17 protein-coding genes are annotated in these 21,297 nt (G+C 53.0%); 8 read left to right on the top strand and 9 right to left on the bottom strand.

Going from position 1 to position 21,297, the window contains the following annotated elements; translation table 11 throughout:
* Window positions 1-4: 4 nt before the first annotated feature.
* The 5 genes from serS to lrp all read right to left on the bottom strand — a co-directional run bounded on the left by serS (window position 5) and on the right by lrp (window position 7,488).
* On the bottom strand, window positions 5-1,300 hold the full coding sequence (gene serS / locus ACN28R_RS09455) for a serine--tRNA ligase (protein WP_048639220.1): 1,296 nt from the start codon (window positions 1,298-1,300) through the stop codon (window positions 5-7).
* A gap of 109 nt (window positions 1,301-1,409) precedes the next feature.
* Entirely contained in the window at window positions 1,410-2,753 is a 1,344-nt protein-coding gene (locus tag ACN28R_RS09460; RefSeq protein ID WP_095834240.1) for a replication-associated recombination protein A, read from the bottom strand.
* Between the two features lie 7 nt (window positions 2,754-2,760).
* Window positions 2,761-3,372 carry an outer membrane lipoprotein periplasmic chaperone LolA gene (gene lolA / locus ACN28R_RS09465; RefSeq protein ID WP_095835770.1) on the bottom strand — a complete coding sequence of 204 codons (612 nt, stop codon included), beginning with the start codon at window positions 3,370-3,372 and terminating at the stop codon, window positions 2,761-2,763.
* Between the two features lie 175 nt (window positions 3,373-3,547).
* Complete coding sequence (locus ACN28R_RS09470) at window positions 3,548-6,877, bottom strand: DNA translocase FtsK 4TM domain-containing protein (protein ID WP_095834241.1); 3,330 nt, start codon at window positions 6,875-6,877, stop codon at window positions 3,548-3,550.
* Between the two features lie 116 nt (window positions 6,878-6,993).
* The gene (gene lrp, locus ACN28R_RS09475) at window positions 6,994-7,488 is read right to left on the bottom strand and encodes a leucine-responsive transcriptional regulator Lrp (RefSeq protein ID WP_005967536.1); all 495 of its coding nucleotides are present in this window, start codon (window positions 7,486-7,488) and stop codon (window positions 6,994-6,996) included.
* Window positions 7,489-7,682: 194 nt separating this feature from the next.
* Here lrp and ACN28R_RS09480 point away from each other — a divergent pair, with 194 nt between their 5' ends.
* The 6 genes from ACN28R_RS09480 (at window position 7,683) to infA (ending at window position 13,941) form a co-directional block, all read left to right on the top strand.
* The gene (locus ACN28R_RS09480; protein WP_048639223.1) at window positions 7,683-7,901 is read left to right on the top strand and encodes a hypothetical protein; all 219 of its coding nucleotides are present in this window, start codon (window positions 7,683-7,685) and stop codon (window positions 7,899-7,901) included.
* Window positions 7,902-8,019: 118 nt separating this feature from the next.
* Window positions 8,020-8,982, top strand: coding sequence for a thioredoxin-disulfide reductase (trxB, locus tag ACN28R_RS09485; protein ID WP_048639224.1), 963 nt, complete (start codon window positions 8,020-8,022; stop codon window positions 8,980-8,982).
* 219 nt (window positions 8,983-9,201) lie between these two features.
* Entirely contained in the window at window positions 9,202-10,968 is a 1,767-nt protein-coding gene (gene cydD, locus ACN28R_RS09490; protein ID WP_095834242.1) for a heme ABC transporter permease/ATP-binding protein CydD, read from the top strand.
* A 1-nt stretch (window position 10,969) separates the two neighbouring features.
* Window positions 10,970-12,709 carry a heme ABC transporter ATP-binding protein/permease CydC gene (gene cydC / locus ACN28R_RS09495; protein WP_095834243.1) on the top strand — a complete coding sequence of 580 codons (1,740 nt, stop codon included), beginning with the start codon at window positions 10,970-10,972 and terminating at the stop codon, window positions 12,707-12,709.
* A gap of 192 nt (window positions 12,710-12,901) precedes the next feature.
* A complete protein-coding gene (gene aat / locus ACN28R_RS09500) occupies window positions 12,902-13,606 on the top strand; it encodes a leucyl/phenylalanyl-tRNA--protein transferase (protein WP_095834244.1) in 705 nt (234 codons plus the stop codon).
* Window positions 13,607-13,722: 116 nt separating this feature from the next.
* The gene (gene infA, locus ACN28R_RS09505; protein ID WP_002211347.1) at window positions 13,723-13,941 is read left to right on the top strand and encodes a translation initiation factor IF-1; all 219 of its coding nucleotides are present in this window, start codon (window positions 13,723-13,725) and stop codon (window positions 13,939-13,941) included.
* Window positions 13,942-14,129: 188 nt separating this feature from the next.
* Here infA and clpA read toward each other — a convergent pair whose 3' ends face one another.
* Together clpA and clpS are read right to left on the bottom strand one after the other, a co-directional pair.
* On the bottom strand, window positions 14,130-16,406 hold the full coding sequence (clpA, locus tag ACN28R_RS09510) for an ATP-dependent Clp protease ATP-binding subunit ClpA (protein ID WP_095834245.1): 2,277 nt from the start codon (window positions 16,404-16,406) through the stop codon (window positions 14,130-14,132).
* A gap of 29 nt (window positions 16,407-16,435) precedes the next feature.
* Entirely contained in the window at window positions 16,436-16,756 is a 321-nt protein-coding gene (clpS, locus tag ACN28R_RS09515) for an ATP-dependent Clp protease adapter ClpS (protein ID WP_048639229.1), read from the bottom strand.
* 348 nt (window positions 16,757-17,104) lie between these two features.
* On the opposite strand from clpS, the gene cspD reads away from it, so the two are divergent.
* Complete coding sequence (cspD, locus tag ACN28R_RS09520; RefSeq protein ID WP_048639230.1) at window positions 17,105-17,329, top strand: cold shock-like protein CspD; 225 nt, start codon at window positions 17,105-17,107, stop codon at window positions 17,327-17,329.
* A gap of 310 nt (window positions 17,330-17,639) precedes the next feature.
* Here cspD and ACN28R_RS09525 read toward each other — a convergent pair whose 3' ends face one another.
* Window positions 17,640-19,304 (bottom strand): ATP-dependent endonuclease, encoded by a 1,665-nt coding sequence (locus ACN28R_RS09525; RefSeq protein ID WP_048639231.1) that lies wholly within the window; start codon window positions 19,302-19,304, stop codon window positions 17,640-17,642.
* 165 nt (window positions 19,305-19,469) lie between these two features.
* Here ACN28R_RS09525 and ACN28R_RS09530 point away from each other — a divergent pair, with 165 nt between their 5' ends.
* Entirely contained in the window at window positions 19,470-20,369 is a 900-nt protein-coding gene (locus tag ACN28R_RS09530) for a LysO family transporter (RefSeq protein WP_095834246.1), read from the top strand.
* A gap of 50 nt (window positions 20,370-20,419) precedes the next feature.
* Here ACN28R_RS09530 and ACN28R_RS09535 read toward each other — a convergent pair whose 3' ends face one another.
* Window positions 20,420-21,253 carry an N-acetylmuramoyl-L-alanine amidase gene (locus tag ACN28R_RS09535; RefSeq protein ID WP_095834247.1) on the bottom strand — a complete coding sequence of 278 codons (834 nt, stop codon included), beginning with the start codon at window positions 21,251-21,253 and terminating at the stop codon, window positions 20,420-20,422.
* Window positions 21,254-21,297 lie beyond the last annotated feature (44 nt).

The raw sequence follows: 21,297 nt of genomic DNA on the forward strand, positions 1-21,297 counted from the left end.
TGAATCAACCAATAAATTCCAGTCCGCCCATATATGGACGCAGCACTTCAGGCACTTCAATCCGGCCATCCGCCAACTGATAGTTTTCCAGCACGGCAACCAGCGTACGGCCGACTGCCAACCCTGAACCATTCAATGTATGCACCAGGCGGGTTTTCTTATCGCCCTTACTGCGGCAACGCGCCTGCATACGTCGAGCCTGGAAGTCCCACATGTTGGAACAGGAAGAGATCTCACGATAGGTATTCTGCGCCGGCAACCAGACTTCCAGGTCATAAGTTTTACAGGAACCGAATCCCATATCTCCCGTACACAGCAATACCTTACGATACGGCAACTTCAGCAACTGCAATACGGTTTCAGCATGAGAAGTTAACTCTTCCAGCGCCTGCATGGAATCTTCAGGCCGAACAATCTGTACCAGCTCAACTTTGTCAAACTGGTGCATACGAATCAAACCACGGGTATCACGACCATAAGACCCCGCTTCTGAACGGAAGCATGGCGTATGGGCGGTCATTTTCAGCGGTAATGACTCATCGTCCAGAATTTCGTCACGCACCAGGTTAGTCAGAGGAACTTCAGCCGTGGGAATCAAAGCATAGTTGCTGGTGTCCGCCTCTTCACTTAACGGCTTGGTATGAAACAGATCTTCGCCGAATTTCGGCAACTGACCGGTACCATACAGGGTCTCATGGTTAACCAGATAAGGCACATACGCTTCCTGATAGCCATGCTGTTGCGTATGCAGATCCAGCATAAATTGAGAAATTGCACGATGCAGGCGCGCAATTTGCCCTTTCATGACGACAAAACGGGCGCCGGCCAGCTTCGCACCGGCGGCAAAATCAACCCCATTGGCCATCTCGCCGAGTTCCACATGATCGCGTACCGGGAAGTCAAACGTGCGAGGTTCGCCCCAGCGGCTGACCTCTTTGTTATCGTTTTCATCTTTACCAAGGGGAACGACGTCATCGGGCAAATTGGGAATAGTCAGCGCTATTTCACGGATGGCGTTTTGCAGTTGATCCAGCTCCGACTTGGCAGCATCCAGTCTCTCACCCAACACGTTAACTTCGCGGCGCAACGGCTCAATATCTTCACCACGGGCTTTTGCCGCACCAATCTCTTTCGATCGGGAATTACGTTCCGCCTGCAGATTTTCGGTTTCCACCTGTAAAACTTTACGACGTTCTTCCTGCTTACGCAGGGTATCAACATCCAGTTTAAAACCTCTACGAGCCTGTAGCTTTTCGGCGACTGCGTCGAGCTCATTACGCAGTAAATTGGGATCGAGCATGCTAATCCTGTGCTTATGATTATCAAATGAAATATTGTCGTACACGGCGCATTATTAACGCGGCCGGGTGCCAGAAATTGTCACCGCTAACCTTACCGCAACGCTTAGTTCAGCGGTAGCGTTTTGTCGGGCTATTTTGATCCTGAGCGGCGAGCCAGGCGAGCTTTTCGCCAATTTTCCCCTCAAGCCCGCGCGCCGACGGCATGTAATATTGCGTCTCCGCCATTTCGGACGGGAAATAGTTCTCCCCGGCGGCATAGGCATTGGGTTCATCATGGGCATAACGATATTCTGCGCCCAGCCCCATCTCTTTCATCAAGCGAGTCGGCGCATTGCGCAGATGTTCCGGGACATCGTAATCGGGCTTATCTCGCGCATCCTGCATAGCGGCTTTAAACGCCGTATATACGGCATTGCTTTTCGGCGCGCAGGCCAGATACACAATAGCCTGAGCAATAGCCCGCTCGCCTTCCGCCGGGCCGACACGGGTAAAACAGTCCCAGGCGGCAATGGCCACCTGCATGCCCCGGGGATCCGCATTGCCGACGTCTTCAGAAGCGATAGCCAGCAGACGACGGGCGACGTAGAGCGGGTCGCCCCCTGCGGTAATAATGCGCGCGTACCAATATAGCGCGGCATCTGGCGCAGACCCCCTCACCGACTTATGCAGCGCCGAGATCAGATCGTAATAGCGGTCGCCTTTGTTATCAAAACGAGCGCTGCGCTCGCCAGACACTTCCTTAAGCAGCTCCGGCGTCAGCGTGCGAATGCCTTGCGCGTCGATCTCAGCCATATCGGCCATCATTTCGAGGCTGTTCAGAGCCCTGCGCGCATCGCCATTAACCAGCTCAGCCAGCATACGCCGGGTTTCGTCAGGCAAGACGATATTCTGTCCGCCGTATCCCCGCTGGCTGTCATTCATCGCCTGCTGCAGCACTTGTTCAATATCTTCCGCAGTCAGCGCCTTCAATAAATAGACACGAGCGCGCGACAACAGTGCGGAATTGAGTTCGAATGAAGGGTTTTCGGTCGTGGCGCCGATAAAAGTGATCGTGCCGTCTTCGACATGCGGTAAAAACGCATCTTGCTGGCTTTTATTGAAACGGTGGACTTCATCGACAAACAAAATCGTTCGCCGGCCTGCATGGCGATTTTGCCGCGCCCGTTCGATGGCCTCGCGGATCTCTTTTATCCCTGACGTTACCGCCGAAATACGCTCAACGTCAGCCTGCCCGTAATGGCCGATTAATTCCGCCAGCGTCGTTTTCCCGGTACCTGGCGGCCCCCATAGAATCATGGAGTGCAGCTGTCCGGCCACAATCGCTCTCGGCAACGGTTTGCCGGCGCCCAGAATATGCTGTTGCCCAATATACTGCTCCAGCGTTGCCGGCCGCATACGGGCGGCCAACGGCTGGAACTCATTACTGGAAAAATCAAGTGACAGAGTACTCACCTGGACCTCACTGACGTTGATCGTCCAACGCCACGCCTTGCGGCGGAGTAAACGTAAATTTTGCTGAATCAACCACGCTATTTTGCTGATTCTTCAGCACATAGGTACTGCGTTGTCCGTCCTGCTCGGTGGCGATGAACTGCCTGATAGTGCCGTTGCTCGTCACGCTGATGGCAAATTGCTTAAGATTGCCATTGGCTGATTTCGGCGTGAGTTCAAAATCATCGCCTTTCTGCTTCACCTCATATCTGCGCCAGTCACTGGCGTCGTTGCGGGCGATCAGCATAAATGGCGTATTCCCCGTCGCATCTTTTAACCAGGTAGCGGTCACCTGTTCAACAAACGGGTTGTAAAACCAGAGCGTTTTACCATCGGAAACCAGCACGCTTTCATCCGGCGATGTTGTTTGCCAATTGAACAAATTAGGCCGTTTCAACCACAATTCGCCCTCGCCTTCCTGCACCGCGGTTCCATCTGCGCTCGTTACCGTCTGGCTGAAGCTGGCATGAAAACTGTTCACCTTGCTGAGCCGGCTTTGCAAATCACTGGCGGCATCAGCATACACCGCTGTCGATGTTATTCCCGACACCAGACAACAGGCGACTAACCATTTCTTCATCATACAAAAATCCTTTGAATTTACTGACATCACGGCAATTGCCGTGAAGAAATCAGACTCGCTGCGTAGTCAATACTCTAGCTGAACCCACTCAAACAACGATAGGCGAATTGTCTGCTAATTGCGGCGTTTACGCTTCTTTGCATAAGGGCTGCACATGCAGCCCTTATTCGTTTTACTCCATCGGCGGCGGCGCCAGCACTTCACGGTTGCCGTTATGTCCGGGTGAACTGACGATACCTTGCGCCTCCATCTGCTCCACTATGCGCGCGGCACGGTTATAACCGATACGGAATTGGCGCTGTACGCCGGAAATAGAGGCTCTGCGTTTATCCACAACAAAGGCGACGGCCTGATCAAACAGCGGATCGAGATCCTCATCCCCATCCAGCCCAAGGCTGCCCCCTTCGCCATCGTCACCACCGCTGACGATATTATCAATATATTGTGGTCGTCCGCGGGCTTTCCAATCCTGAACCACGGCATGAACTTCCTGATCGCGAACGAAAGCGCCGTGCACACGCACCGGTATTGATGAGTTGGGCGCCATATACAGCATATCCCCCATCCCCAGCAGCGATTCCGCGCCGCCCTGATCAAGAATGGTCCGTGAATCGATCTTACTGGATACCGTAAATGCGATACGGGTCGGAATATTGGCCTTAATCAGGCCGGTGATCACATCCACGGAAGGACGCTGAGTCGCCAACACCAGATGAATACCCGCAGCACGGGCTTTCTGTGCCAGACGGGCGATCAGCTCTTCCACCTTCTTGCCCACCGCCATCATCAAATCAGCAAATTCATCCACCATAACAACGATATATGGCAGTTTTTCCAGAACCGGCGGCGTCATATCCATATTGTCGGTCGGCTTCCAGAACGGATCGGGAATCGGACGGCCCATGGCATTGGCTTCCATCACCCGCTCGTTATAACCGGCAAGGTTACGGACACCCAGTGCCGACATCAGCTTGTAACGGCGTTCCATTTCACCAACGCACCAGCGTAATGCGTTAGCGGCATCTTTCATATCAGTGACGACTTCCGTCAACAGATGCGGAATACCTTCATAGACAGACAGTTCCAGCATCTTCGGATCGATCATGATAAAGCGCACCTCTTCCGGCGTCGCCTTATACAGCATGCTGATAATCATCGCGTTGACACCGACTGATTTACCGGAACCGGTCGTACCGGCCACCAGTAAATGAGGCATCTTCGCCAGATCGGCCACCACGGGCTGTCCGGCGATATCCTTACCCAGCACAATGGCCAACGGCGAAGGATTATCCCGGAACTTGGCGCAATCCAGCACTTCCCGCAGATAAACGGTTTGACGATGCTTGTTGGGCAACTCCAACCCCACATAGGGCTTGCCTGGAATAACCTCGACGATACGCACGGCGACAACCGACAGCGAACGCGCCAAATCGCGTGACAGGTTGGAAATTCGAGCCGCTTTCACCCCCGGCGCCAAATCCAGTTCAAAGCGGGTAATGACCGGGCCGGGATAGTGATCGACGACCTCGGCTTTTACCCGATAATCACTCAGGCGAGCCTCAATCAGGCGCGCGGTTTGCTCAAGCGCAAAATTATCCACCGGCGCTTCGCTCGCAGGCGGCGGTGTCAGCAAATCCAGCGTGGGCAACGGTGTTGTCGGCTTTTGCAAAGGTTGATCGTTGCGCACTAAGAATGGATGAATCAGGCTATCCATGATCGATTGACGAGCCGCAGGCGCCTGCCCATCCTGTGAGGAAACATCGCTATCCGCCGACGAGCCCGTCTGAACGGGCTGATGCGGGTTGGCCGTTTCGTTAACGTTTCGCGCCGGCGCAACATCGTGACTCGCATGAGCATTTGCCGTCGTCGACTCCAGCGGCGTAAACAGAGGTTCGCTGGGACCGTCATCGACCAAATCAGCCAAAGGAGAAAAGCCGAATATCGGATTGCCGGAGGACAGATCGGATAATGCGGCACGATCCAGCGTCGGTTCATGCTTCTCCGACCGCTGCTCATCTTCCATGTCATAACGCGTCTGTTGCTGGGCGGCAAAATCTTTCGCCAGTTGAGCCTGCATTAATGCGTCTTCATCTTCTTCCTGCAAAGGATACCCTTCGCCATAGCGCTGACGCTGCTGCTCAATATATTCCTGTTGTAACGCCGCTTCCTGACGGGCGATATCGTCCTGCGTCACTTCATCATGCAGTGAAGTCGCGGCCGTATCGCTTTGCGTTTGCGACACCCTGGCCTGCTGTTCGGCTAACCGCTGTGATGGCAATTTAATGCCATAGGAGGCCAGTTCACGGCGAGTGGGAATACGAACCGGATTGGGTCGGGGTAATTCGGGCCCAACGCCCTGTTTGACCTGCGGGTTATCATCTTCATCCGCACCGAAAGCCGGCATAAACGTATTATTGGCCTTGAATACCGTATCCGCGTTTTCCGATGCGGCGGACGGCGTTACGCGGGGCGCCCGATCGATGGGATGTTCGACCAGCGGCTGTGCGATAGGCGGCGTATCCGCACTGCCGTGGGGATGATAAGCATCAGCATTGCTGTCATGGGCAGACATCGCGGAATCAGGGACTTCAAAAGAATACAACGGCGGATTGAGCGTTGAAGCGGCATCAATCTGCTGCGAAACGACAGGTTGCACCGGTTCCGCCGCGTCGGCATGCTGCCCGGCCATCGTTTGGGACGCCCCTGGCGCAGACAGTGGCGGTTCTGCCTGCCGATCCTGCGAGGCGGCATCGGTCATCGAAGGCGCGGAGAGTAACACATCGTCGTCACTCTCCGCCGACGTTGCCGTTGCCGTTGCCGTTGCAGGCAAATTTTCCCAATGATCGGCATCGTCCGGCGATAACGCTTCCGGCTCGTTATCCTTACGTGAACGATTAGACATAAACGTCAGGCAACCTAACACGGCTGAACCTATTTTTTCCGCAATAGTCAGCCACGACCAGCCGGTAAACAGCGTCAGCCCCGCAGCCCAGACGCACAGTAAAATCAGCGTCGCCCCCATGCTATTGAATCGAGGCGTCATGGCACTGCTTAACAAACTGCCCAATACGCCGCCGGATGCGAAATAGTAGAGATCGTCAATATTCAACGCGGCCAAACCGCACGAAGTAAGAATTAACGCCAGCGTACCGATGAGGCGTAACGAAAAGGTAAAGTAGTCGACCGTATTTTGATTATCGCGCTGACGAAAAGCCGACCAGCACAGGCACAGCATAATCGGCGGAATGGCATAAGCCAGCACGCCAAAAATGAAGAACAGGGTATCTGCCAGCCAGGCGCCCGCCACTCCGCCCAAGTTATGGATAGGCTCATGCCAGGCGGTTTGGGACCAACTGGGATCGGACGGGCTGAAACTGAGCAACGCGACGCCGAGATAAACGGCAAAGAGAGCCACAACGATCAAGATCGCTTCAAGTAAACGGCGGGTACCGCTGAGTTTCCTCAGGGTAATGACTTTATCTTCTGTATATTCCTGGCTCAAGAGTCTCTCCAGGGGCCTGTAAAAGGTTATGACAAAGCGCCGAGAAAAGCCCGGCGCTGAAACTGTATAAATTCACAGGAGTGTAGCTGAATTTATCGGGTTTTGCACCCATGCAATTATCGGGTCTTAATGACCAGACGATTGCTCTGTTTAACTTCTTCCATCACCACATAGGTGCGGGTGTCGTTCACGCCCGGTAGTCGAAGCAGCGTCTCGCCCAACAGTTTACGATAGGCAGACATATCCGGTACGCGGGTTTTCAACAGGTAGTCAAAATCACCGGAAACCAGATGACACTCCTGAATCTCTTCAAGCTTTTGCACTGCTGAATTAAACTGTTCAAAGACATCGGGCGCACCGCGATTTAGCGTTATCTCCACAAAAACCAGCAGTGAGGCGTCCAGATAATGCGGGTTCAGCAGCGCGGTATAGCCATTAATAAAACCCTGTCGCTCCAGACGGCGCACCCGTTCCAGACAAGGCGTCGGTGATAAGCCGACCCGTTTGGAAAGTTCAACATTTGAAATACGCCCATCTTTTTGTAATTCGTTCAGGATGTTGCGATCGATACGATCGAGATCTTTTCCTGGCCGCTTTTTAGTATCTACCATTATTATTGTCTCTCTTCACCACTCTTCCTTGCTCCTGCTACACTCCGACCAACTTCAATGTATCAGAGCCACCCTAAAGAAGATCCGCAGTCTATTTTGTATATCAATGTTATAGGCTCCCTCGTTGCTATCCGTCATCGCTATGCGCTATTGGTAAATGTCAAACCAGGCAAAAGCGATTTATCCGTGGCTTAATGACCAGCCAGACAGGCAACGAAGAAAAAGCCGAGCTTTTAACTATTCACATACAAAAAATTTCCTCTTACCCAGATGTTTTCGCAAAAGCGCAGCGGATTGTCAAAGTAAAACAACTAAAATCAGAAGAAAGTACCAAATCTGATAAGGGAGAACAGGATTCCGGACCGCTTCCAGTCATTTTTCTTATGAATATAGCTGTTCTATCAGCAATTTAATGATGTCATCGCCGTTAGCGATTAAACAAATAGCTAACAACTTCGCCACACACTTTTTTTACTCGGGTAATTTCCTTACAATCACCGTCATTGTCCGTTGTCGTGAAATGAGGAACTCATGGGTACCGTTAAACACCACAAGTTATTGATTCTGGGTTCAGGCCCGGCCGGTTACACAGCCGCGGTTTACGCTGCTCGAGCCAATTTAAATCCGGTGCTCATTACCGGGATGGAAAAAGGCGGTCAGTTGACGACCACCACCGAAGTGGAGAATTGGCCTGGCGACGCAGAAGATTTAACCGGCCCGCTGTTGATGGAACGCATGCATGCCCATGCGGAGAAATTCAATACCGAAATCATATTCGACTATATCCAGCGTGTTGATTTGCAAACTCGTCCGTTCCGTCTATTTGGCGATAGCGATGAATACACCTGCGACGCCTTGATTATCGCAACCGGCGCATCCGCCCGTTATTTAGGCCTGCCTTCCGAAGAAGCGTTTAAGGGTAAAGGCGTGTCCGCCTGCGCCACCTGTGACGGATTCTTTTACCGCCAGCAAAAAGTTGCCGTGGTCGGCGGGGGGAACACCGCCGTTGAAGAAGCGTTGTATCTATCCAACATTGCGGCCGAAGTCCATTTAATCCATCGCCGCGATAGCTTCCGTTCGGAAAAAATCCTGATCGACCGACTGATGGATAAAGTGAAAAACGGCAATATTATTCTGCACACCGACCGTACGCTTGATGAAGTCCTCGGTGATGAGATGGGCGTAACCGGCGTGCGCCTGCGCAACACCCGGACCGATGCCACCGAAGAGCTGGAACTGGCCGGCGTATTCATCGCTATCGGCCATAGCCCCAACACCGCCGTCTTCGGCGATCAGCTCGAACTGGAAAATGGCTACATCAAAGTGCAATCCGGCATTCATGGCAATGCGACCCAGACCAGCATTCCCGGCGTCTTTGCCGCCGGCGATGTAATGGATCACATTTATCGTCAGGCCATTACCTCGGCCGGTACCGGCTGTATGGCCGCTCTTGATGCCGAACGTTATCTGGACGGATTAGCGCCCGCCAAATAATGCCGCTTCGCCATTCGGGTTCAGACCATCGTCCCGAATGGTTATTCCCTCCTTAAACCACGCAAAAATTGATCATCTCCCGCCTTTTCGTTTGCAGAGCGCATTTGTCGAGGTAACATGGCGGCATTCTGCGCATTGGCGGACAGGGTTGTTAAATGACGGTTATATAAGCGTTATTTTCTGTCGACAATTCCCCTTCTGAAAACGAACTGGCATCCGATGAAAAAAAACCGACAGCAAGAACTCACTCACTGGCTAAAGCAACAAAGCAAGCTGGCCCAACGCTGGTTGCGGCTCTCACTGTTACTCGGTTTCCTGAGTGGGATACTGATTGTCGCGCAGGCATGGCTATTAGCGTCTCTATTGCATGCCTTGATTATTGAGCACACGCCGCGTGATACCCTGATTTCATCCTTCCTGCTGCTTATCGCCACTTTTGTCTTGCGGGCGCTAAACAGTCTGCTGCGCGAACAAGTCGGCTTTATGTGCGGGAAAGCCATGCGCCAGCAAATCCGCAAATTGGTCTTAGACCGACTGCAACAATTAGGTCCGGCTTGGATCCAGGGGAAACCCGCTGGAAGCTGGGCCACGATGATCCTGGAACAGATTGAAGACATGCAGGATTACTATTCCCGCTATCTCCCGCAGATGTATCTTGCGGCCTTAATTCCGCTGCTTATTCTGGTCGCGATCTTTCCGATCAACTGGGCCGCGGGTCTTATCCTGCTGTTGACCGCCCCGCTGATCCCTCTCTTTATGGCGCTGGTCGGCATGGGCGCGGCCGATGCCAACCGCCGTAATTTCCTGGCGCTGGCGCGCCTGAGCGGCCATTTTCTCGATAGGCTGCGCGGATTAGAGACTCTGCGGCTGTTCAATCGCGGCCGCGCCGAGACGCAGCAGATCAGCAACGCGTCCGAAGATTTCCGTAGCCGCACCATGGAAGTCCTGCGGATGGCTTTTCTTTCTTCCGGCGTGCTGGAATTTTTCGCCTCGATTTCTATTGCCGTGGTCGCCGTTTACTTTGGTTTTTCCTATCTCGGGGAACTGAATTTCGGCCATTACGGCGTTGGCGTAACGCTATTTGCCGGATTTTTGGTGTTGATCCTGGCGCCTGAGTTTTTTCAACCGCTGCGCGATTTAGGCACGTTTTATCACGCTAAGGCCCAGGCCGTTGGCGCCGCAGAGGCGCTGGTGACCTTTCTGGCGGCGGAAGGCGAAACGGTCGGTTTTGGCGAACGTGAATTCAACCGTGATGACGCCATTGAAATTCAGGCCACCGATCTGGTCATTATGGCGCCTAACGGCACCCCATTGACCCAGCCGCTGACGTTCGCCGTGGGCGCCGGCGAACGCATCGCGCTGGTTGGCGTTAGCGGTGCCGGGAAGAGCTCTTTACTGAATGTGCTGCTGGGTTTTCTGCCTTATCGTGGCTCTCTGACCGTTAATGGCTTTGAGTTGAATACGCTGTCTCCGGAATCATGGCGACGACAGTTAAGCTGGGTAGGACAAAATCCTCATCTGCCTGAGCAAAGCCTGCGAGCCAACATTTTATTGGGAAAACCGCAGGCGACGGAGGATGAGTTACAGCAGGCCGTTGAACGGGCTTACGTGCACGAATTTCTACCTCAACTGCCACAGGGGCTGGATACGCTTATCGGCGACAGCGCGGCGCGTCTCTCTGTCGGTCAGGCTCAGCGTATTGCGGTCGCCCGTGCGCTTATCAAGCCGTGCAATCTGTTGCTGCTTGACGAGCCCGCCGCCAGTCTGGACGCCAACAGCGAGCAACGAATAATGACAGCATTAAACGATGCGGCGCGTCAGCAAACAACGCTGCTAGTTACCCATCAATTGCATGACACCACCGATTACGACGCCATTTGGGTAATGGAGAACGGCCGGTTGGTGCAACAGGGAAACTATCAGACGCTCAGCGCGCAGCCTGGTGCTTTTGCTGCGTTGATGGCCCAACGTCAGGGAGAGCTGTGAGATGTCCAAGATAAAAACGATGCAGGTTTTAAAACCCTTTCTGCTGCTATACCGCCGTCATATCTGGCGTCTGAGTCTGGGCATCATTCTGGCGATAGTGACGCTGCTGGCCAGTATCGGGCTGCTTATGCTGTCCGGTTGGTTTCTGGCGGGCGCGGCGTTGGCCGGTATCGCCGGATTATATACATTTAACTATATGCTGCCCGCCGCCGGCGTGAGAGGCGCTGCCATTGCCCGTACCGCCAGCCGCTATGCGGAAAGGCTGGTCAGCCACGATGCGACATTCCGCGTGTTGCAACACCTGCGCGTATTTACCTTTTCACGCATTTTACCTCTGTCGCCCGGCGGAATCGCCCGGTTTCGCCAGGCGGAGTTGCTGAACAGGCTGGTTGCCGATGTTGATACGCTGGACCATTTGTACCTGCGTGTTATTTCGCCGATTGTCAGCGCATTGCTGGTCATTCTGATCGTGACCTATGGCCTTAGTTGGCTGGACGTTTCGCTGGCGCTAACCTTGTGCGCCATTATGCTGGCGCTGTTACTGCTTTTACCGGTGATATTTTATCGGGCGGGTCAGCCTATTGGGCAGGATCTCACGGCATTACGGGCGCAATACCGCCTTCAACTGACAACCTGGCTACAGGGACAGGCGGAGTTGACCGTCTTTGGCGCATTGTCAGCGTCGCGACGGCAATTGGCGCAGCTTGAGACGCGCTGGCTGACGCGCCAACGGCAGCAGACCAATCTAACGGGACAATCCCAAGCGCTGATGCTGCTGTGCAGCGGCGTGACGGTCACACTGATATTATGGCTGGCGGCGGCGGGTATCGGCGGCGACGCGCAGCCCGGAGCATTGATCGCCCTGTTTGTCTTCGCCACCCTGGCGGCGTTTGAAGCACTGGCGCCGGTCACCGGCGCGTTCCAACATATGGGGCAGGTAATCGCTTCCGCCGCCCGCATCGACCAGATTATCCGCCAACCGGCCGAAGTAACCTTCCCCGAACAGGGTCCGGCGATATCGCCGGCAGCGTCGCTTGATTTCAATAACGTGAGTTTTACCTATCCGGACCAGCCATTAGCGGTACTGAAAGATATTTCGCTGAGTATCCGCGCCGGTGAACATCTGGCGTTGCTTGGTCGGACAGGCTGCGGTAAATCAACCCTACTGCAATTGCTTACCCGCGCATGGGATTGTAAGCAAGGCGATATAACGTTGAGCGGACATCCGCTAGGCGCATGGCGTGAAGATGCGTTACGCAGCATGATGAGCGTCGTACCGCAGCGTGTGCATATTTTTAGCGCCACGCTGCGTGATAACCTGTTGCTGGCCGCGCCTGACGCGCGTGACGAACAATTTGTGACAGTGTTACAACAAGTGGGATTGGACAAATTACTGGAAAATGAAGGACTGAATGCCTGGTTGGGCGAAGGCGGCCGTCAACTCTCCGGCGGCGAACAGCGCCGTATCGGCCTGGCACGGGCATTGTTGCACTCCGCCCCGCTGGTGTTGCTGGATGAGCCAACCGAAGGATTGGATGCAGAAACCGAACAACGTATCTTGCGATTATTGCGCCGTCACTGTGAAGGAAAAACGCTGATTGTGATTACTCATCGGCTATATGAGTTAGAATCAATGGACCGTATTTGCGTTATGGACGGCGGGCAGATCGTCGAACAGGGAAATCATCAGACATTGATGGCGTTGCAGGGGCGCTACTGGCAGTTTCACCAACACGTTTAAACATGTTGAGGCCTATCAGTGCAGGCCGCGTTTGATGATAAACCTTCGCAGCCACGCTCATCCTGGCGAAAACGGGGCGCCGCCGGCAAAGTGCGTTGATATCAGAAAAGGCCGGTACGGGCATAACGAATAGGGAAGCGAAATAGATGAACCAGCCCAAAGCAGGCTCTTACTGACTGGTAGTGGGATATTATGCAACTATATCAGCTTTCTTCCGACTCGCTGCGCTTTCCCGACCCGATTCATGCGTTGGACGAACCGAACGGACTACTGGCGGTAGGCGGCGATCTTTCGCCGGCCCGCCTGAGAGCAGCCTATCGACAGGGAATATTTCCCTGGTATTCTCCCGGCGAACCCATTTTATGGTGGTCGCCCAACCCACGCGCGGTATTGTTTCCAAATGAATTCCATATCAGCCGCAGCATGAAGAAATTCCTGCGCAGACAGGATTTTCAGGTCACGATCAATGATTCGTTTAATGACGTTATTGGCGCTTGTGCCGACGAACGCGAGGGCGGAACCTGGATCACGCCGGAAATTATCCGGGCTTATAGTGAACTTCATCAGTCAGGACAAGCACATTCCGTCGAAGTGTGGCAGAATGGCACGCTTGTCGGCGGGCTATACGGCATTTCGCAAGGTAGATTGTTTTGCGGCGAGTCAATGTTTAGCCGTACCGATAATGCATCTAAATATGCGCTGCTGACATTTCAACAGCATTTTATTCGTCATGGCGGCTATTTGATCGATTGCCAGGTGCTGAACGCACATACCGCTTCATTAGGCGTGCGCGAAATTCCCCGCGATCGCTTTTTACAGTTTCTTTTTCAGTTTCGGGATGACCCGGTGGCTGATAGCTGTTGGCTGCCGCAAACCCTGACGCAACCACAGCAATAATAGATGGCCGTCGTTTATAAATAATAATCAGTTTATGAACGCGCCTTTACATAATGCGGGTTTTTCGGCATTATCTTGCCGGTTAAAAACAAAGGTAGTTAAACCTAGAGGATTCGATGGCCAAAGAAGACAATATTGAAATGCAAGGCACCGTGCTTGATACGCTGCCCAATACCATGTTCCGCGTTGAATTGGAAAACGGGCACGTGGTTACCGCTCATATCTCCGGTAAAATGCGTAAAAACTATATCCGCATCCTGACGGGTGACAAAGTCACTGTAGAGCTGACCCCGTACGACCTGAGCAAAGGCCGCATTGTCTTCCGTAGCCGTTAACCGGTTCGCCCATCGCTGACGGACAACAGCGATTCCCGAGGATGTTTCACCTCCGCAGCCCTTTCCGTTACCGGCAAGGGCTTTTGTGCTTACGGTTACCGGCAGGATATTAAAAAAAGCGTCAACAACACAAAGAAAAAGGGTGATGCTCAGGCATCACCCTTTTTTATCATCACCGGTTTTAAGGATTAGTGGACAGCACCTTCCGTTTTACGCTTCTGCGCGCTCTGGAAACCATACGTCAGTTGCTGCGCCTCTTTATCCAGCTCGACCTTGACAGAGCCCCCATCCACTAATAAACCAAACAGCAGTTCATTCGCTAACGGTTTTTTCAGGTTTTCCTGCATCACTCTCGCCATAGGACGCGCGCCCATCGCTTTGTCGTATCCTTTCTCGGCCAGCCAGTCGCGCGCTTCATCGCTAACCTCCAGCGACACGCCCTTCGCATCCAACTGCGCCTGTAGCTCAACGATGAATTTATCCACTACCAACTGAATAACTTCCGCTGACAGGTGGTTGAACCAGATGATGCCGTCAAGACGGTTACGGAATTCCGGCGTAAACACCTTCTTGATCTCTTCCATCGCATCAGTGCTGTTATCCTGCTGGATAATGCCGATAGAATTGCGCTGGGTTTCCCGTACGCCGGCGTTGGTCGTCATCACCACGATCACGTTGCGGAAATCGGCTTTACGGCCGTTGTTGTCCGTCAGCGTACCGTTATCCATCACCTGCAACAGCAGGTTAAAGACATCGGGATGCGCCTTCTCGATTTCATCAAGCAACAGCACCGAGTGTGGATGCTTGATCACCGCATCCGTCAGCAGGCCGCCCTGATCGTAACCGACATAGCCCGGAGGCGCGCCGATCAAACGGCTAACGGTGTGGCGCTCCATATACTCGGACATATCGAAACGCAGCAGCTCAATATCCAACGCTTTAGCCAGTTGCAGCGTAACTTCCGTTTTACCGACGCCAGTCGGCCCGGCAAACAGGAAAGACCCAACGGGTTTGCGCTCCTGCCCTAACCCTGCCCGGCTCATCTTGATTGATTCAGACAGCGCTTCAATCGCCTTGTCCTGACCAAACACCAGCATTTTCAGACGATCGCTCAGATTTTTCAGCACGTCACGATCGCTGGCTGACACCGTCTTTTCGGGAATACGGGCGATACGCGCCACCACAGACTCGATATCCGCCACGTTAACCGTCTTCTTACGCTTGCTGATTGGCACCAGACGGCTACGCGCCCCCGCTTCATCGATGACATCAATCGCTTTGTCCGGCAGATGACGATCGTTGATGTATTTCACGGCCAGCTCAACGGCGGCGCGCACCGCTTTCGCCGTATAGCGAACATCATGATGCGCTTCATATTTCGGTTTCAGCCCGTTAAGGATCTGTACCGTTTCTTCCACGCTGGGTTCAGTGATATCAATTTTCTGGAAACGACGCGCCAACGCCCGATCCTTTTCAAAAATATTGCTGAACTCCTGGTAGGTTGTTGAACCGATAACGCGGATCTTGCCGCTGGATAACAACGGTTTAATCAGGTTGGCCGCATCGACCTGACCGCCGGAAGCCGCACCCGCGCCGATGATGGTGTGAATTTCATCGATGAACAGGATACTGCTCTGATCCTGCTCAAGTTGCTTTAGCAGCGCCTTGAATCGTTTTTCAAAATCGCCCCGGTATTTTGTACCGGCCAGCAAAGAACCGATATCCAGAGAATACAGCGTACAATCCGCCATCACTTCCGGCACGTCGCCCTGCACAATACGCCAGGCAAGCCCTTCGGCAATCGCCGTTTTACCAACGCCTGATTCCCCAACCAGCAGCGGGTTGTTCTTACGGCGACGACACAGCACCTGAATGGTTCGTTCCAGTTCTTTATCCCGGCCAATAAGTGGGTCAATACCGCCAACGCGTGCAAGTTGATTCAGATTGGTGGTGAAGTTTTCCATACGGTCTTCCCCTCCGGTCTGCTCTTCATTGACTGGATTTTCCGGGTTTGGCGCTTGCCCGGACTCTTCTTTACGCGTTCCGTGCGAAATAAAATTCACCACGTCCAGACGACTTACATCATGTTTGCGTAGCAAGTACGCTGCCTGAGATTCCTGTTCGCTGAAAATGGCAACCAGCACATTCGCGCCTGAAACTTCACTGCGTCCTGATGACTGGACATGAAAAACCGCACGCTGCAACACGCGCTGGAAGCTGAGCGTCGGCTGTGTTTCCCGCTCTTCATCACCCTGCGGCAGCGTTGGCGTGGTTTGTTCAATAAAAGTTTCAAGCTCCTGGCGCAGCGCGGCTAAATCCACCGTGCAGGCTTCCAGTGCTTCACGGGCGGCCGGATTACTGAGCAGAGCCAACAACAAATGCTCCACGGTCATAAACTCGTGTCGGTGCTCACGCGCTCTGGCGAAAGCCATGTTGAGACTGAGTTCCAGTTCTTGATTGAGCATAGGCACCTCCCCCAATAAATTGCCTGACTTCAGGCTTTTTCCAGCGTGCAGAGCAACGGGTGCTCATTTTCTCTGGCATAACGATTTACTTGTACAACTTTGGTCTCAGCCACTTCAGCGCTGAATACACCACAGATCGCCTTTCCCTGATAATGAACCGTCAACATCAGTTGCGTTGCACGTTCGATATCATAAGAAAAGAACTTTTGCAGAACGTCAATAACAAATTCCATCGGCGTGTAATCATCGTTGTTCAACAACACTTTATACATTGATGGTGGTTGCAGCTTTTCTTTGTGTTGATCTGCAGTCAGGTTCTCTGATTGTGTCCACGTATTGTTGTTTCCCATTGTCTGTCCACGTCATCTGAATATGATCGTACTTAATGGTATTTACAGTACCACGTCTGCTTTTTATTTTACCATCCGGCGGCCAAAATCATCGCCCGGAAAGCAGGGCTTCCCCCTTCCTCATCCCTCGAATTTACTAAGCAACGCTGAACGAAAGCCGCCAATAGCGTTATCTGCATCAAATTTTGACAAACTGGCGCGAACCTTAAATCTGGATCGCTTGACGCCAGGATCGATTTCACTAAAGTGTAGTGTTGAATTGATGAGGTTTTAATCAATTCTTGTTCATCTTAACCAAATAACCTCGCCTTACTTTTATAAAAATACTCTTGCGTAAGGATGTCATGCATGGAGACAGGTACTGTTAAATGGTTCAATAACGCCAAAGGTTTTGGTTTTATCTGTCCTGAAGGGGGCGGTGAAGATATCTTCGTTCACTACTCAACGATTCAAATGGACGGATACCGAACGCTGAAGGCTGGACAGGTTGTCAGGTTTGATGTTCACCAAGGACCGAAGGGGAATCATGCAAGTCTGATCGTGCCACTGGCCAGTGAAGAAACCGTTGCCTGACACATACTGTCTGTTCTTTGCCCCAAAACCTCTTACCCTCATACAGGTAATATAAAATGCTGGTCTCAATGGCCGGCATTTTATTTTTCCGATCCTGACAAAACCTGCTCTACAACAATCTGGGGGCGGTGAAAAATAAATCAAGCGTCAAATAGCAAAGCATTGACAAAATTGTCGTTCACAACGCCGTTTCCAAACCCGGCCATCTTCTGAAATCCATTCTCTGATAATTTTAGTACAGACAGACAAACCGAACGGGCATAACGAGGGGAACAGCCTGACAGCAGATGATACGGATAAGGGATGCGGCCTAATCGGCGCGTCCGCGAGCCAGCCATAATACCCGGGAAAACATGCCGCGGAGCAACAGTGGGATAGATTCGCCCCCCATTGCCGCGGCCTCCATCGCCACTTCGATGGCTAAATCCGGTTTTGACGAGCGGTGTATCGCCTTGACGATGATTTTGTGCATGGATAACGGCACCTTTTCAGGCAACTGCGCCACCCGGTGATAAACATGCCCGAATCCCTCTCGATACATGTAATGCTCCATATCCAGAGCCGGCAACACCGTCAGGTGGTCCCGCTCTCTCTCTCCCTGCGCCGCCAGCAGGCTTTGCGCCATGGCGGCGTATTTTTTCCCTGCGTCATCGCCATCGACCAGCACATGCCACTCGATGCCCATCCGCTGGGCGAACTTAAGCAACGGACGCAATCCTGATTGCGCAAATTCAATAACTTTGACGCCCTCGGCCTCAAAATGATGCCCGCATTGACGCGCCAGTTCGCTCAGCATCCAGACTTCGGTTTCTCCCTCCACCAGCAGCCAACAGCGGGCAAACAGCGCCGAAGGACGATTAAAACGGATATGGAAAGCGATGCGTCGGCTGTCTTCCGCGCTCATCCCCTGCCGTCCGATGCGATAGGTCGCAACGCGTGATGATTCGCGAACCAGGCGGCAGACCTGCTCCATCGGAACCAGCGATAATAGCTCGCCAGAATTCGTCGTGGTGATTTTCTGTAACGGCAACTGCATCAATAGCCCCCACGCCACAGACAGCATAATGGGATGCAGCCGCGTTTCCGGGTCTTCGATTAACAACAGTGGACGCGCATGGGGATCCAGCACCACCGGTCCTTTAGCCTGCAATAGCGTAGAAAACAACCCCAACAGGATAATGCGCCGACTACGGCTGTTCGGCCCGGCAATCAGGCGGTTGATATTGTCCAATGCGCGCCAGGACTTGCCATTGTAGGATCGCGAGCGCTTATGATTGTGCCGTTCGCGCAAGATGGAATTCTGTTCTGAAAAATAGTGCTCAAGCAATTGACGCATGGCGGCCAGCCCTTGCCGCAAATTTTTATCGCTTAATTTTTGCGGGTTTTGCGCCAGTTCGAACATCAGCTTTTCAAACTGATGCGCCAGTTTTTCATTGCTGTTTTCAACGGTGGCGTCCAGCGTTCCCGAGCGTAAATGCCGCATAAACCGGGCATCCCGCAGACGCAGCACCGGATGCAGACGGATAACTTCACGCGCCAGTTCGTCGATATCGTCCAAAGGGATGGGGTGGCCTTCGGCATCAAGAAAACTTCGCCAGGTGCACACCGATTGGCTCTCATCAACCTCACCTTCCAATCGGTAAAAAATCCGGTGTAACGACGCCGAGCCTTCTACCCATACGCGGTCAAGCGAGCGATAACGCGGCGCAAGATGATGGCCGGGCGCCGTTTCACAGAACGTGAAGATCACCTGCAAATGATGCTCGCGGCTGGTTTCATCTCCCGGCGTAAAATGAAAATCCTGTAAGTCAAAATGATAGAGCGGTAATGTCGGCGATAGCAGCAGAGATAAGGCATCCAGCAGGCTTGACTTGCCCCATGCGTTCTCGCCAATCAGCACAGTGTTATCATCCAGCGTCAGTGACAGACGATTAATCCCCCGGAATCCCAGAACCTCTACATTCTCCAGATACATCCGCGTCTCCTTTTTCGTCTCGCTGAAATAACAAAACAGCCTGTTGCATAAGTTATGGCGCCAAGCGATACTTTTACTCAATATGATAATTTGTTTGATTTTAATAGATTATGTCATTTTTCCCTCCCGCTACCGGCTTTTATCGCTAAGGACGCCAATTCTGTGATGTACTCGGGATTATTAATTATTCTACTGCCGCTTATCTTTGGCTATTTGGTGCCGCTGCGATCCCCTAAAATATTACAGCCAATTAACCACATGCTGAGCTGGATGGTGTATATCATTCTGTTTTTAATGGGAATTAGTCTGGCTTTCTTGGATAATCTCGGCAGTAATCTGTTACTGATTTTCCGCTATACCGCCATCTGCGCCATCTGCATTATCACGGTAAATATGGTGGCGCTATGGCTATTGGAAAAACGCCATGCCTGGCGCGGCGCCCATGAACAGGGGGTACTTCCCTCCCGGCTGCATATGCTGCTGGATTCACTCAAGCTATGCGGTGTGGTATTCGGCGGATTTTTACTGGGATTAACCCAGTGGACTGGACTTACCTATGCCAACAAAGGCAGCGAATACGCGCTGATACTGCTGTTGTTTCTGGTCGGCGTGCAGTTGCGTAACAGCGGTATGACGTTGCGTCAGATCGTATTGAATCGTCGCGGTATGACGATCGCGCTGGTCGTCGCCGGCAGCGCGCTTATTGGTGGATTGATAGCCGCCTGGGTGCTTAATTTACCGATGAGAACCGGGCTAGCCATGGCTTCCGGCTATGGTTGGTATTCGTTGTCCGGCATCCTGTTGACCGACGCCTTTGGGCCGGTCATCGGCAGCGCGGCTTTTTTTAACGATCTGATCCGTGAGCTGGTGGCCATTATGCTGATCCCCGCGCTGGTTCAGCGTAACCGCTCCTGCGCTTTAGGGCTGTGCGGCGCCACATCGATGGATTTTACCCTGCCGGTATTACAGCGCAGCGCAGGCGTGGATATGGTGCCGGCGGCGATTGTACATGGCTTCCTGTTGAGCCTTGCGGCCCCGATCCTGATGGCGCTATTTTCTTCATAAGGCTGGTGGCGCTTCTTTTTAGCGGTAAAACGCATTTTTATTACCCTGAATTAAGCGCCGGATGCGCCGTACTTCTCAAGCAGCGCATCCGCAATAGCTTCCGTCTGCGCATCCGCATTTCCCCGGTAATCCTGTGGTCTGAAATGCATCTGGAACGCGGAGATAACACGCCGTTTCTGACGTTCGGTCAGATCGCCGGATACCGAATAGCCGTAACGCGCCAATTTATCCAGCAGGCCGTCCATATCAACCGGCTGAGCCGGATCCCGTCCACCAAGGTAGAAGGCCACTCGGGCCGCGTCAGGCCATGCGCCGACACCGGCCTGAGCCAACCGTTCCCAGGGGAACAGCGGACCTGGATCCTGCTTACGCTGCGGGGCGATATCGCTGTGGGCCACCACGTTCTGCGGCGCAATCCGATAACGTTCAACAATCTGTCGCGCAATATCAGTCAATACCGCGATCTGCGGTGGCGGAAACGGCGCCCACGTTATGCCAAGCAGCGTGCGTTGATAACCTGAGTTCTCAAGTTCAATACCGATCGATGCGTTATTAAGACGCGTAAAACCGCGCCAACTGCTGACCCCGGCATGCCATGCCGCTTGCGATTCAGGCACCAGTTGCCATACAACCGGCTTACCCTGATCAAGCGGCGGATGCGCAGAAATAAGATAATGAGCGCTGACGTGTTCGTCCGTCAGCGTGCTCAGCGAGGTGGAAAAATCTTCCGCCGTGTAGTGGATTACCAGAAAACGAATCCGAGACTCCTGAGCCTGCGCCCGATGCGTTAAATCGGCTTTATAGCTGCCGCGATCCTCCAGCAAAGAGGCCGACCGGCACCCGGTCAACGAGAGCAACATCAGGATGATGATGCATCTGATCATGATGTTCCCATTATCGCCAATTCCCGGTCTGAAGTGATAACTCA

It is taken from the genome of Brenneria goodwinii (assembly GCF_002291445.1).
GTDB classification, from domain to species: domain Bacteria; phylum Pseudomonadota; class Gammaproteobacteria; order Enterobacterales; family Enterobacteriaceae; genus Brenneria; species Brenneria goodwinii.

Coding starts and splice junctions, on each gene's coding strand:
- trxB (WP_048639224.1), top strand. CDS start 8,020: ATGGGTACCGTTAAACACCACAAGTTATTGATTCTGGGTTCAGGCCCG.
- lrp (WP_005967536.1), bottom strand. CDS start 7,488: ATGGTAGATACTAAAAAGCGGCCAGGAAAAGATCTCGATCGTATCGAT.
- ACN28R_RS09480 (WP_048639223.1), top strand. CDS start 7,683: ATGACCAGCCAGACAGGCAACGAAGAAAAAGCCGAGCTTTTAACTATT.
- ACN28R_RS09535 (WP_095834247.1), bottom strand. CDS start 21,253: ATGATCAGATGCATCATCATCCTGATGTTGCTCTCGTTGACCGGGTGC.
- ACN28R_RS09530 (WP_095834246.1), top strand. CDS start 19,470: ATGTACTCGGGATTATTAATTATTCTACTGCCGCTTATCTTTGGCTAT.
- clpS (WP_048639229.1), bottom strand. CDS start 16,756: ATGGGAAACAACAATACGTGGACACAATCAGAGAACCTGACTGCAGAT.
- serS (WP_048639220.1), bottom strand. CDS start 1,300: ATGCTCGATCCCAATTTACTGCGTAATGAGCTCGACGCAGTCGCCGAA.
- clpA (WP_095834245.1), bottom strand. CDS start 16,406: ATGCTCAATCAAGAACTGGAACTCAGTCTCAACATGGCTTTCGCCAGA.
- infA (WP_002211347.1), top strand. CDS start 13,723: ATGGCCAAAGAAGACAATATTGAAATGCAAGGCACCGTGCTTGATACG.
- lolA (WP_095835770.1), bottom strand. CDS start 3,372: ATGAAGAAATGGTTAGTCGCCTGTTGTCTGGTGTCGGGAATAACATCG.
- aat (WP_095834244.1), top strand. CDS start 12,902: ATGCAACTATATCAGCTTTCTTCCGACTCGCTGCGCTTTCCCGACCCG.
- cydD (WP_095834242.1), top strand. CDS start 9,202: ATGAAAAAAAACCGACAGCAAGAACTCACTCACTGGCTAAAGCAACAA.
- ACN28R_RS09525 (WP_048639231.1), bottom strand. CDS start 19,304: ATGTATCTGGAGAATGTAGAGGTTCTGGGATTCCGGGGGATTAATCGT.
- cydC (WP_095834243.1), top strand. CDS start 10,970: ATGTCCAAGATAAAAACGATGCAGGTTTTAAAACCCTTTCTGCTGCTA.
- cspD (WP_048639230.1), top strand. CDS start 17,105: ATGGAGACAGGTACTGTTAAATGGTTCAATAACGCCAAAGGTTTTGGT.